At 58.9% G+C, this 12,296-nt stretch carries 14 protein-coding genes; 6 read left to right on the forward strand and 8 right to left on the reverse strand.

Features of this window, described 5'->3' with window-relative positions:
* Window positions 1-247: 247 nt before the first annotated feature.
* Together HU811_RS18300 and HU811_RS18305 are read left to right on the forward strand one after the other, a co-directional pair.
* Window positions 248-667, forward strand: a complete 420-nt coding sequence (locus tag HU811_RS18300) for an organic hydroperoxide resistance protein (protein ID WP_092397735.1) — start codon at window positions 248-250, stop codon at window positions 665-667.
* 35 nt (window positions 668-702) lie between these two features.
* Window positions 703-1,716: an alpha/beta hydrolase gene (locus HU811_RS18305; protein ID WP_186657340.1), complete on the forward strand. Its 1,014-nt coding sequence runs from the start codon at window positions 703-705 to the stop codon at window positions 1,714-1,716.
* Window positions 1,717-1,924: 208 nt separating this feature from the next.
* On the opposite strand, the gene HU811_RS18310 is transcribed toward HU811_RS18305, so the two are convergent.
* Both HU811_RS18310 and earP read right to left on the reverse strand, forming a co-directional pair.
* Window positions 1,925-2,494, reverse strand: coding sequence for an elongation factor P (locus HU811_RS18310; protein WP_003199385.1), 570 nt, complete (start codon window positions 2,492-2,494; stop codon window positions 1,925-1,927).
* 48 nt (window positions 2,495-2,542) lie between these two features.
* Window positions 2,543-3,676: an elongation factor P maturation arginine rhamnosyltransferase EarP gene (gene earP, locus HU811_RS18315; RefSeq protein ID WP_186657342.1), complete on the reverse strand. Its 1,134-nt coding sequence runs from the start codon at window positions 3,674-3,676 to the stop codon at window positions 2,543-2,545.
* A 124-nt stretch (window positions 3,677-3,800) separates the two neighbouring features.
* Here earP and HU811_RS18320 point away from each other — a divergent pair, with 124 nt between their 5' ends.
* On the forward strand, window positions 3,801-4,187 hold the full coding sequence (locus HU811_RS18320) for a cytochrome b family protein (RefSeq protein ID WP_092458927.1): 387 nt from the start codon (window positions 3,801-3,803) through the stop codon (window positions 4,185-4,187).
* Window positions 4,188-4,189: 2 nt separating this feature from the next.
* Complete coding sequence (locus HU811_RS18325; protein ID WP_092397727.1) at window positions 4,190-4,672, forward strand: GreA/GreB family elongation factor; 483 nt, start codon at window positions 4,190-4,192, stop codon at window positions 4,670-4,672.
* A gap of 10 nt (window positions 4,673-4,682) precedes the next feature.
* Here HU811_RS18325 and cysB read toward each other — a convergent pair whose 3' ends face one another.
* The 4 genes from cysB to HU811_RS18345 form a co-directional block, all read right to left on the reverse strand.
* Window positions 4,683-5,657 carry an HTH-type transcriptional regulator CysB gene (cysB, locus tag HU811_RS18330; protein ID WP_018603112.1) on the reverse strand — a complete coding sequence of 325 codons (975 nt, stop codon included), beginning with the start codon at window positions 5,655-5,657 and terminating at the stop codon, window positions 4,683-4,685.
* Window positions 5,658-5,768: 111 nt separating this feature from the next.
* Window positions 5,769-6,269 carry a universal stress protein gene (locus HU811_RS18335; protein WP_092397725.1) on the reverse strand — a complete coding sequence of 167 codons (501 nt, stop codon included), beginning with the start codon at window positions 6,267-6,269 and terminating at the stop codon, window positions 5,769-5,771.
* A gap of 96 nt (window positions 6,270-6,365) precedes the next feature.
* Complete coding sequence (locus HU811_RS18340) at window positions 6,366-7,271, reverse strand: 5'-nucleotidase (protein WP_092397723.1); 906 nt, start codon at window positions 7,269-7,271, stop codon at window positions 6,366-6,368.
* 20 nt (window positions 7,272-7,291) lie between these two features.
* Entirely contained in the window at window positions 7,292-8,245 is a 954-nt protein-coding gene (locus HU811_RS18345; RefSeq protein ID WP_186657344.1) for a putative 2-dehydropantoate 2-reductase, read from the reverse strand.
* A 317-nt stretch (window positions 8,246-8,562) separates the two neighbouring features.
* Between HU811_RS18345 and HU811_RS18350 the strand changes: the two genes are divergently transcribed.
* On the forward strand, window positions 8,563-9,639 hold the full coding sequence (locus HU811_RS18350; protein ID WP_003199364.1) for a 3-deoxy-7-phosphoheptulonate synthase: 1,077 nt from the start codon (window positions 8,563-8,565) through the stop codon (window positions 9,637-9,639).
* Window positions 9,640-9,815: 176 nt separating this feature from the next.
* Here HU811_RS18350 and HU811_RS18355 read toward each other — a convergent pair whose 3' ends face one another.
* Window positions 9,816-10,097 carry a GNAT family N-acetyltransferase gene (locus tag HU811_RS18355; RefSeq protein WP_047226353.1) on the reverse strand — a complete coding sequence of 94 codons (282 nt, stop codon included), beginning with the start codon at window positions 10,095-10,097 and terminating at the stop codon, window positions 9,816-9,818.
* Between the two features lie 632 nt (window positions 10,098-10,729).
* Here HU811_RS18355 and oprI point away from each other — a divergent pair.
* On the forward strand, window positions 10,730-10,981 hold the full coding sequence (gene oprI, locus HU811_RS18360) for an outer membrane lipoprotei OprI (RefSeq protein WP_011335311.1): 252 nt from the start codon (window positions 10,730-10,732) through the stop codon (window positions 10,979-10,981).
* A 126-nt stretch (window positions 10,982-11,107) separates the two neighbouring features.
* On the opposite strand, the gene HU811_RS18365 is transcribed toward oprI, so the two are convergent.
* Window positions 11,108-12,079: a L,D-transpeptidase family protein gene (locus HU811_RS18365; RefSeq protein WP_092397719.1), complete on the reverse strand. Its 972-nt coding sequence runs from the start codon at window positions 12,077-12,079 to the stop codon at window positions 11,108-11,110.
* Window positions 12,080-12,296: the final 217 nt, after the last annotated feature.

The raw sequence follows: 12,296 nt of genomic DNA on the forward strand, positions 1-12,296 counted from the left end.
TGGGAGCGAGCCTGCTCGCGATGGCGCCAGTCCGATCACCTCCTGACCCCTCGCCCCTCCCTGGAAAAAATTTCAGCTGATGAAAACGCTCTAGCTCAAGGGATCCACGCCGTTTGAGCGAGCGAAATTCAATTTTCTTTAAAAATTTATATTGCGCGCAAAATATTAGCGCTATACATTTGCCTCACACCTACTTAGCGCGCAAACATTTAGCGCTGCAACAACAACCCGAAACGAGGCTCTCACCATGCAAACGCTCTACACCGCAATCGCAACTTCCACCGGCGGCCGTGATGGTCGTGCCATCTCCAGCGACAACATCCTGGACGTCAAACTCGCCACCCCCAAAGAACTCGGCGGCGCAGGTGGTGCGGCAACCAATCCTGAACAGCTGTTCGCTGCCGGCTACTCAGCCTGCTTCATTGGCGCCCTGAAATTTGTTGCCAGCACGAGCAAACGCAAAATCCCGGATGACGCCTCGATCACCGCCCATGTCGGTATCGGCCAGATTCCCGGTGGTTTCGGCCTCGACATCGACCTGCACATCAGCTTGCCGGGCCTGGACCAGGCCGATGCACAAAGCCTGGTGGATGCGGCTCACCAAGTCTGCCCGTACTCCAACGCCACCCGCGGCAACGTCGATGTGCGCTTGCACGTCACCGTTTAACCAACCTCTCGCGACCTGTACTTAAGGAGATGCACATGAACACCTTCAGCAAAGTTTTGACCGGCACCCTTCTGGCACTGAGCGTCGGCAGCGCGTTCGCCGACGGCATCGTGGAACACAACACCCAAGCGTTTCTCAATGCGCTGAATGCCGGCACCGGCAAGCCACTGGAGCAACTGTCGCCCAAGGACGCCCGCGCAGTACTGGTCGGCGCCCAGGCAGGGGTGAAGCTGAGCTTGCCCAAGGCCGACGTCAGCGAGAAGACCATTGAGGTCGATGGCCAGCCGATCAGCCTGACCATCGTCCGGCCGGCCGGGGTCAAGGGTGAGCTGCCGGTGTTCATGTTCTTCCACGGCGGAGGCTGGGTATTGGGAGACTTCCCAACCCACGAACGGCTGGTTCGCGATCTGGTGGCCGGATCAGGTGCCGTCGCGGTGTTCGTCAACTACACACCCTCTCCGGAAGCGCACTACCCGGTAGCGATCAACCAGGCCTACGCGGCCACGAAATGGGTGGCCGAACACGGCAAGCAGCTCAACGTCGACGGCAAGCGTCTGGCGGTGGTGGGCAACAGCGTGGGCGGCAACATGGCCGCTGTCGTGGCGCTGATGGCCAAGGACAAGGGTACCCCGGCGATCAAATTCCAGGCCTTGTTATGGCCGGTGACCGACGCCAGCTTCGAGAGCGCATCCTATAAGCAGTTCGCCGAAGGACACTTCCTCACCCGCAACATGATGAAGTGGTTCTGGGACAACTACACCACCGATGCCGGGCAACGTAACGAGATTTATGCCTCGCCGCTGCGGGCAACCACTGCACAACTCAAGGGCCTGCCACCCGCGCTGGTACAGACTGCCGAGGCCGATGTTCTGCGTGATGAAGGTGAAGCCTACGCCCGCAAACTGGACGCCGCTGGCGTGCCGGTCACGGCGGTACGCTACAACGGCATGATTCACGATTATGGTTTGCTCAATGTGGTGAGCCAGGTGCCAGCGGTGCGTTCGGCGATGTTGCAGGTGTCTGAAGAACTGAAACAACATCTGAAGTGACTTGTGGCGCAACCCTGTGGGAGCAAGGCTTGCCCGCGATGAACACAGCGCGGAACCGAGGCGTCTGGATCGCGAGCAAGCTTTGCTCCCACAGGGCAGGATTAAATCCCCTCGCCACAGTCTCCATCCCGCCCTCTGTCTGAACAGGACCCGCAGGCATGAAAAAGCCCGACTCAATGGTCGGGCTTTTTCATACACAAGACTTCGCTTATTTAGCGCGGCCTTTGTAGGAACCGCCTTCGCGGGTATCGATCTCGATCATGTCGCCGATTTCGATGAAGTCAGCGACCGACAGTTCGGTACCGTTCTTCAGTTTGGCAGGCTTCATGACCTTGCCGGAAGTGTCACCGCGAGCGGAACCTTCGGTGTAGTCAACCTGACGCACGATGGTGGTCGGCAGTTCTACGGAGACCAGACGCTCTTCGAAGAACACGGCTTCGCAGACGTCGGTCATGCCTTCTTCGATGAACGGCAGAACGCTTTCGATGTCTTCGGCGTTCAGCTCGTACATGGTGTAGTCAGTGGTGTCCATGAACGTGTAGGTGTCGCCGCTGATGAAGGACAGGGTCGCTTCTTTGCGGTCGAGGATCACGTCGTCCAGTTTGTCATCGGCGCTGTAGACGATCTCGGTTTTGTAACCGGTCAGCAGGTTCTTCAGCTTGGTCTTCATGATCGCGCTGTTACGACCCGACTTGGTGAACTCAGCTTTCTGAACCAGCCAAGGATCGTTTTCGAGACGGATCACGGTCCCGGGTTTCAGTTCTTTACCAGTTTTCATTGCGAATATCCGAATTTGGATGGGATTTACAAAAATCTAGGCCGCGTATCATATCCAATTTACATAAAACTTCACCAGCGCTGCGGCAAGATCGGGTCGCGAGGCCTGTTCCAGACACCATGCCTGGGCATGTTCGAGCAGTTCCTGCTGCTGTTGATCGACCATTTTCCAGTGTTCGGCCATGTCCAGGCCAGCATTCCAGGACCGCCAGAGACCGCTGATCGCTTTTTCAGCCGGCTGCGAAAGACCGTGGGTGTACAGCCGGAGAAAGGCCTCGAGTTTTTCCAGATGAACGTCTTCTTCCTGCTGGTAGATATGCCAGAGCAGCGGCCGACCCGCCCATTGGGCGCGCACGAAGGAGTCTTCACCCCGCACGGCGTTGAAATCGCAGCACCATAACAGTTGATCGTACTGATCCTGGCGGACGAACGGCAGCACCTGAACCGTCAGGGCGCCACGTTGCTGTACCGCACCGGCCTTCAGGCCGTCTATACCCAGCCAACGCTGAACATCGCCAAGGACCCGACCTTCGGGGATCAATACATGAGAGGCGTGGGTATCGGTCGCCATGGCATCGAACCAACTGGCAAGCCCGGCGTTTTCGTAGGCGAACAGCGAGATCAGACGCGATCCCGGCGTCCGATGGACTCCCAACGCCTCCAGGAAAATCCGTTGCGCCTGGGCATCCTGCTGAAACTGCTGACGCCGCTCCAGCAGGCCGGCTTCACGCAGCAGCCCGCCCGTTCCCTCCCGAAAGCCCGGAAAAAAGAAATATTTCTGCACGTGCTTGTATTTGACTGAGGGTAATCCGTGGCACCCGATCACCCAATCTTCCGCACTCAGGTAATCGAGGTTCATCCACAACGGCGTGGTCTGCCGCTCGGCCATCGCGTCCATGTAGGCGCTCGGCAACTGACAGGCAAACGCGGCGATGACCACATCGGCAGCATCGGTGGACGGCCAGATCTCAGGCCAATGGCAGACTTGCACACCCTGCTGCCATTGCTCGCCAAGCGTGATGTCGATTTGCGGGCACAGTCGTTCAAAGGCCCGCAGGTCATCGACCCATAGCCGCACCGCACATTGATGCTCGGCCACCAATTGCCGAGCCAGGCGCCAAGTGACGCCGATGTCGCCAAAGTTATCGACGACGGTGCAAAAAATATCCCAACGCACGGTCATTCCCGACTCCCTGTGGCAAAGGCCTGATTGTCCCGCATTAAACCGATGATGCAGAAGAGCCGACGGCGATTAATCTTCATGCGACAATCGCCGCCTATCACGTGTTCATTGCCAGGAAGCAGCCATGTCCGATCACCCACCAGCGCCACGCCTTACAGCCTTGCAATTGACCGTCAGCATCGCCCTGGGTCTGTGGCTGGGGTTCCTCGCCATCGTGTTGACCGGTTGGCTGCTGTCCAGATTCCTGTTCAACGAACAACTGGCTCCAGTGGCCGCCGCCGTGCAGCAACTGGGGCAACCGCCGGCGGTGCAACCGGCCCCGGAACCGCCAACCCCCATGTTCGAGCAATACCAGCAAAATCTGCAACGAAACGAGCAACGACAGGCCCTGGATCAAGCCCGCAGCGATCCTCGCAACCTGTCCAACCCCAAGTGTCAGTTCTGGCTGCAACAGGACCAGAATGCGCCCAGTGAAAAGAGCCGGGCCAACGTTTTGCAATTTTGCGATTGATCATGAACAAACAGATCGTCCACCAACTGATTCTCGACAAACTCAGGATTGACCTGGATGTCGCCGAGCGCGCCGCGCAGACGGCCTACGAAACCGCGACCCACGAGGAAAACATCGCCGAGAACAAATACGACACCCTGGGCCTTGAAGCGTCTTACCTCGCCGCCGGGCAAGCCAGGCGTGTCGAAGAAATCCGCCAGGCCCTCGCCCTCTGCCAGAACCTGATACTCAGGCCCTACGACGAACAGCGCGGCATTCAGATTGGCACGTTGATCGGGCTGGCAGATGAGGATGACCGCCAGCAATGGCTGTTTCTGGGGCCGGATGCCGCGGGGTTGAAAGTGTCGCTGGTGGGCCAGCCGATTACCGTCATCACCCCCCGCTCGCCGCTGGGACGAAGCCTGCTGGGCAAATTCGAAGGGGATGAAGTAGAGATCGTCGTCGCAGGCGCCCGGCAACAGTTCGCTGTTACCGAGGCGATCTAGCACTCGCTGTTCAGTGCACCGGTAATTCCACACCGTCGAACAGCTCTTCGAGTTCCTGCTTGTTGTGGCACTGAATGGCCTTGGCCATGACTTCCCGGGTCAGGTGTGGCGCGAATTTTTCGATGAAGTCGCACATGAAACCGCGCAGGAAGGTGCCGCGCCGGAAACCGATCTTGGTCACGCTGGACTCGAACAACTCGCTGGCATCCAGCACCACCAGGTCGCCATCGAGCTTGGTATCGACGGCCATTTTCGCCACGATGCCCACACCCAGGCCAAGACGTACATAGGTTTTGATGACGTCGGCGTCGGCGGCGGTGAACACCACTTTCGGGGTCAGGCCGCGATGGCTGAAGGCTTCGTCGAGTTTCGAACGGCCGGTGAAACCGAACACATAAGTCACGATGGGGTATTCAGCCAGGGCTTCGAGCGTAAGCTTCGGCAGCTTGGTCAGTGGATGGCCCTGAGGCACGACCACGCAGCGGTTCCAGCGATAGCACGGCATCATCACCAGATCGCCGAACAGTTCCAGAGCCTCGGTGGCGATGGCGAAATCCACGGTGCCATCAGCGGCCATTTCGGCGATCTGCATCGGCGAGCCCTGGTGCATGTGCAGGGCCACGTCCGGGTATTGCTTGATGAAATTGCTGATCACCGGCGGCAGTGCATAACGGGCCTGGGTGTGGGTGGTGGCAATCGACAGCGTGCCTTTTTTCTCGTTGGAAAATTCCTGGGCAATCTGCTTGATGCTTTCGACCTTGCGCAGGATCTCCCCGGCCGTGGTGATGATGCGCTCACCGGCCGGGGTCACGCGGGTCAGGTGCTTGCCGCTGCGGGCGAACACTTCGACACCCAGCTCATCCTCCAACAGGCGGATCTGCTTGCTGATGCCAGGTTGCGACGTGTAGAGGCTTTGGGCAGTAGCGGAAACGTTGAGGTCGTGGTGCGCCACTTCCCAGATGTAGCGCAGTTGTTGAAGCTTCATATGTATCCCTCAAAGCAGTTGGACGCCACGGGCATCAGCGACGGTATATAACTATATGAATGGTTGTATTAATTAATCTAGAACTTTTTATAAAAAAGCCACTACTTTGCCTCAAGCCTCCCCCTGACGTCGCCGCTGCACCAACGGCACCAGGTAGACCGGTACCCGGGATAACTGCAATACCCGCGCAGCGGTCCTGCCCAGCGGTGTTTCACCGCTCGCCCCTTGGCAGTGACTGCCTACGATCAGCAAATCGACAGAGAGTTTCGCAGCCTGTTCGAGAATGACCTGGGATGGATCGCCCTGGAAAACCCGCACCGACTTGATCAGCTTCAAGTCCTGCTGCCCCTCCCCCAACTCTTCGCGAAAGCTGTCAAGCACCCGCTGCTCAATGTTGGCCATCACCGTATTCAGACCCTGGCGATGAAATTCGTTCAGCGCTTGCTCATCGAGATAACTTTGCAACACCGACTCCGCGAACAGCCCCATCGGCTCTACCGCGTGCACCACATACAACTCGGCTTCGAACGTCCGTGCCAACGCCAAGGCATGCTGCATCACATAAGGGGCGTAAAGTCCCAGGTCTGTGGCGTACAGCATCGAACGAATCATGTGACCTCCTCGCGTGCCAGAATGGCGGAGATGGATTCAGCTTAGCAGCGCCTTGAGGAGTACGACGTCCAGCGTAACGCCCTAAACAACGGGCAGTCAGAGCTTCACTTCATTGCTGATGCCGTGAGGCACATGACCCGTGGCGACCACCTCGCGAGCCAGTTCGCAGTGGCCGGTCTGGTCGTCGAAAAAGACGTCGGCGGCAAAGGCTTCGAGAAACGCCGATTTGGTCAGGCCGCCAAGAAACAGCGACTCATCCAGACGAATATCCCATTCGCGCAACGTCCGGATGACGCGCTCGTGGGCCGGTGCCGAACGGGCAGTGACCAGCGCCGTGCGAATCGGACAGGCGTCTTCGGGGAACTCGCGTTGCAGTGCATTGAGCGCCGCCAGAAAGCCCTTGAACGGCCCGCCTCGCAGCGGCTCACGGGCCGCCTGCTGCTCGCTGGCCTGGAACGCCGCCAGGCCGCCGCTCTGATAGACACGCTCGGATTCGTCGGAAAACAGCACCGCATCGCCGTCAAAAGCAATACGCAGCTCCTCACTGGCGGCGCGGCTGGCACCGCCCGACAGAATGGTCGCCGCGGCAAATCCGGCGTCCAGGGCGCTGCGCACATCTTCAGCGTGGGTGGACAGAAAAAGATCACAGCCGAACGCCTTCAGATAAGGGTAAGGGCTGCGACCGCCGACGAACGCCGCGCGGGAAATCGCCAGCCCATAATGATGAATCGAGTTGAACACTCGCAGGCCGGTGTCGGCGCTGTTGCGCGAAACCAGAACCACCTCGACCCGCGCACGTCCCAGATGCGCGTTGAGGCTCAGCAGCTTTTGTACGAGCGCGAAGGCGTCACCGGGCTCAAGGACTTCGTCCTCATGCTCAATCTGATATTGCCGGTAAGCCTCGACGCCGCCCGACAGATACACCTTATGGCTTTCACTCAGATCGAACAGCGCACGCGAGGAAATCGCCAGCACCAGTTTGTCATCGATGTTGTTTGCCATGTCGCTCCCCTATCGCCTGATCAGCGGTTTCGTCGGTCCATAAATGCCAACGCCTGATACAAGGCTTCGATTTTCGGCAGCTCGCAACCGGCCCTTTTCGCCGCCGCCAGTGGTCGGCTGTAAATAGCTTCCAGCTCCAGCGCACGCTGGTGGGAATAATCGTGATACATGCTCGGCCAGTAGTCGGGCATCTTTTCGGTCATCGCAAACAGATACTCGGCGTAACCCGGCGCAACGTGGTGACCACATGCTTGAGCGCCTTGCACCACCTCCGCCATCAAAGCCTGGATCAATCCTCGGCTGTCACTATCGGCCATCAACGGCGTGGTACTGGCGCCTAACAGAACCGAAAGGCCGTTGTAGGGCACGTTCCACACTAGTTTCTGCCAGCGCGCCTGCCGCAGGTCGGGCATGGCTTGGGAATCCAGGCCAGCGGCACGGAACAGCCCGGCCCCCTGCTCGACAATCGCCATGCGTTGCGCCTGATCGTGGCAAGGACCGCTGTGGTAACCAATGTTGACTGCACCGAGGGCCTGGTGAGCGATGACGCCGGGACCGACGCGATGTACACAGATCAGGCACAGGCCGCCCAGCAGATGCAGCGAATCGGGCAGCAACGGTCGGAGGTCGTCTTCAACATCAAGGCCATTTTGTAGCGACAGGACCTTGGCCCCATCAGCGGCAGCTTGAATGATGGCCGGGGCCAGGTCGGCATTGCTGGTGGTCTTGGCACCGACCAGCAGCCAGTCGCAGGGTGGCATATCGGCTGCCGAGCGATAGGCCTGGACGGGGTCGAGGGCCAACGTGCCGTGAACCGCGCTGTCGATTCGCAAACCGGCTTCGGCCACCGCGGCAAATTCGCTGCGCAGTAAAAAATGCACATCAAAACCGGCGCGAGCCAGCATCACGCCATAGAACCCACCGATCGCCCCCGTGCCGATCATCCCGATCCGCGGTTTAACGCCTGCCTGCATCGTTGCCACTCTCCTGGTAAAAAGCCCCTGCACATCATTACACAGCCTGGTTCTGTAGGAGCTGGCCAAGCCTGCGATCTTTTGATCTTTCGCGCTCGACTCACTCGGCTGTGGAAAGATCGCAGCCTCGCTTCGCTCGACAGCGCCTACGAGTCCAGTGGGAGCAAGCGCCTTTGCCATAATTAAACCGGGCCCTGCCCATTGTCGAGCCACCTCGTAACGCGCTAAGGTTCCGCTCCCCGACGCGCTTAAATTCGCTGTGCACCGCCGCGCGGGGATCGCTGGCGGCCGGCACCCGTGACCTGACGAGTAACACGATGGCTGATTTACCGATCAATGACCTTAACGTCGCCTCCAACGAGACCCTCATCACGCCTGACCAGCTCAAGCGCGATATCCCCCTGAGCGACGCTGCACTGCGCACCGTGACCAAGGGCCGGGAAGTCATTCGCAACATTCTCGACGGCACCGACCATCGCCTGTTCGTGGTCATCGGGCCCTGCTCGATCCATGACATCAAGGCCGCCCACGAATATGCCGAGCGCCTGAAAGTGCTGGCGGCGGAAGTCTCCGACACCCTCTACCTGGTGATGCGGGTGTATTTCGAAAAGCCACGCACCACCGTCGGCTGGAAAGGCCTGATCAACGATCCGTACCTGGACGACTCCTTCAAGATACAGGATGGCCTGCACATCGGTCGCCAGTTGCTGCTGGACCTGGCCGAAATGGGCCTGCCTACAGCCACCGAGGCCCTGGACCCGATCTCCCCGCAATACTTGCAGGACCTGATCAGTTGGTCGGCCATCGGCGCACGGACCACCGAATCCCAGACTCACCGTGAAATGGCCTCCGGCTTGTCCTCGGCCGTGGGCTTCAAGAATGGTACCGACGGCGGCCTCACCGTGGCGATCAACGCCTTGCAGTCGGTTTCCAGCCCTCACCGTTTCCTGGGTATCAACCAGGAGGGTGGCGTGTCGATCGTCACCACCAAGGGCAACGCCTACGGTCATGTGGTGCTGCGCGGCGGCAACGGCAAACCGAACTACGATTCGGTCAGCGTCGCGCTGTGTGAGCAGGCACTGAACAAGGCCAAGATCAAGCCGAACATCATGGTCGACTGCAGCCACGCCAACTCCAACAAGGATCCGGCGCTGCAACCGCTGGTGATGGAGAACGTCGCCAACCAGATCCTGGAAGGCAACCAGTCGATCATCGGCCTGATGGTCGAAAGCCATTTGAATTGGGGCTGCCAGGCAATCCCCAAGGATCTGGCCGACTTGCAGTACGGTGTGTCCATCACCGACGCCTGCATCGACTGGAGCGCCACCGAGAACACCCTGCGCAGCATGCATGCCAAGCTCAAGGATGTGTTGCCTAAACGTCAGCGTGGCTGAAGAAAAGATCGCAGCCTCGTTGCACTCGACAGCTCCTACATAGCTCCTACATACGCCTACACATATTTGGAGCGGGGATGTAGGAGCTGGCGAAGCCTGCGATCTTTTACTTTCTTCAAGGCATAAAAAAACGCCGGGCTCATCAGCCCGGCGTTTTTTTTGGAGAATCCATCGTGTCAGAGCTTGGCCGCGTGGCGCTGGTGACGCTCCATGTAGCGCTCCACGTAGGAGCAGGACGGGATCACCGTGTAGCCCATTTCGTCGGCGTATTGCAGCGCCCTTTCGGTCAGCGCCGCCGCAATGCCACGTCCACGCAAGGCGTTGGGCACGAAGGTGCGATAGATATCCAGGGTCTGTTTGCCCAGGTCCATATAAGTCAGATAGGCACGATGACCGTCCACATTGGTCTCGAACTGATGACCAGCCTGGTCATGGTGGATGGACAACGCCTCGCTCATCACTACTCCTCGCGGGTCTGAATGCTGACCCCTACCTTACCGATGTTTTTCCGGCGAAGGAACATCTACGCCACCCCGTGCCTGTCTGGTCACCGAGCGCCAACACCCACCGCTCAACCCCGAGCACGTCGTGAATAGTAGGCACCAATGACGCAAATGCTCAAGGCACGCCCGTCAATGGGGGTAAAACCCGGTCGGGTTTATCGATTGAGCGCCACCGTCACGCGCTAGTCGGCCAAAGCGCAATAGCTGAACATCGCCAGTTGTTGAGTCGTGAGACGAGCGCCGGTTATTAAAGTCACCGCCAACACCAATAAAGATAGCCGCCCCACTGAGCAAAAAACGCTCAAAAGTGTAGGCGAATCAATAAACAACGACGTTAACGGCTTAAGGAAAGTTCTCCCCTGCACGGAACTTTTGCTCAATGACGCGCTCAAGCCAGGTGCCGGAGGCTGCATATTTTTTAAACAACACCCCAAAAAGTTGCTCGAAAAAGAATCACCGCCTACAATTTTTTTGCTTCTTGCGCTACGTCAGTTTACTTACTACAAGTAATGGGTAGTATGTACGCCGGCTAACTCCTCGCTGTGAGGAGACAGTCACTTAATAGAAAGTCCTTGAAGGGGAACACGATGAACAACGTTCTGAAATTCTCTGCTCTGGCCCTGGCCGCAGTTCTGGCTACCGGTTGCAGCAGCGCATCGAAAGAAACCGAAGCACGTCTGACTGCTACCGAAGACGCAGCAGCTCGCGCCCAAGCTCGTGCAGACGAAGCTTACCGTAAAGCTGATGAAGCTCTGGCTGCTGCTCAAAAAGCACAACAGACTGCTGACGAAGCTAACGAGCGTGCTCTGCGCATGCTGGAAAAAGCTAGCCGCAAGTAATAGTCCCCCGGGATTGTTATCGAGCCGACCCATTTTTTGGGTCGGCTTTTTTATTGCCCGGCGTTTCCCCAGGCGATAAAAAACCCGCCGACATCGCGAAACGCCGGCGGGTCTCTATTGCAGGTTTTACTGTTGCAGATCGATCGGCGCGCTGGAGATCATGGGTGCCGAAGTATTCGGAACGGCGATCTCGACCGGCAGGCCGTCTTCGGCAGCCACCACATCACGCACCACATCCCAGTCCATGCGCAGGTTGCTGGTGATGTCCTCACGCTTGAGCATCGTGTTGATCACCGCAGTGTGCTTGTCCACCACCGACGGGTTGCCGTTGTCGTCCAGCGGCGTGTGGGCCTCCAGATAAACCTTGCCGCCGCTCACACCCAGCTTGTAGGGGTCGTTGATGATCCGTACCGAGGTGCCCACCGGCACCATGCCAGCCATCTGCAGTACGTTGTTGTTGAACATGCGGAAGCAGCCGTGGCTGGTGCGCATGCCGATGCCGAACTTCTTGTTCGAACCGTGGATCAGGTAACCCGGGGTGCCCAGGGTGAACTTGAACGGGCCCAAGGGATTATCGGGACCGGCCGGCACCACGTTCGGCAACGGATCGCCGTCGGCGGCATGCTCAGCCTTGATCGAGGCCGGAGGAGTCCAGGTCGGATTCGGGGTCTTGGCAATGATGCTGGTGTGGGCGATCGGCGATCCCCAACCTTCACGGCCAATGCCCAGCGGGAAGGTGTAGACCACATTCCGGCCCTTGGGGAAGTAGTAGAGACGGTACTCGGCGAGGTTGATCACGATGCCTTCGCGCGGGCCAGGCGGCAGGATGAAACGGGTCGGCAGCACGACCTCGGTGCCCGCACCCGGCAACCAGGGATCGACGCCCGGGTTGGCAGCGACCATCTCGGTGTAGCCCAGGTCGTAGGTAGTGCCGAGGTCGGCGAAGGTGTCTTCGTATTTGGCCTTGATGACCTGCACCTGGCCGACAATGTCTTCGCCTGGCGGTGGCAGAGGCAGCTCCAGGGCGGCAACGGGACCAGCCATGCACAGGGCGGCAAGAGACAGGCAGCGGGTGACGGCAGGCAAGCGCAGCAACATCCGGGAAATCCTTTGCAGGTCGAACAGAGGGTATGAAGACTGTGATTGTACACCGGCCCCCGTTATTTCGGGGAGGGCGGCAATGAGGCGTCCGATGCGTAGCATTTCCAGAGACCGAAATAGAGCCCTGTGGGAGCGAGCCTGCTCGCGATAGCGGTGGGCCTGCTTGCATTAATATTGAATGTGTCGCCGCCATCGCGAGCAGGCTCGCTCCCAC

The sequence above is a fragment of the Pseudomonas tehranensis genome, from assembly GCF_014268615.1.
Taxonomy (GTDB): domain Bacteria; phylum Pseudomonadota; class Gammaproteobacteria; order Pseudomonadales; family Pseudomonadaceae; genus Aquipseudomonas; species Aquipseudomonas tehranensis.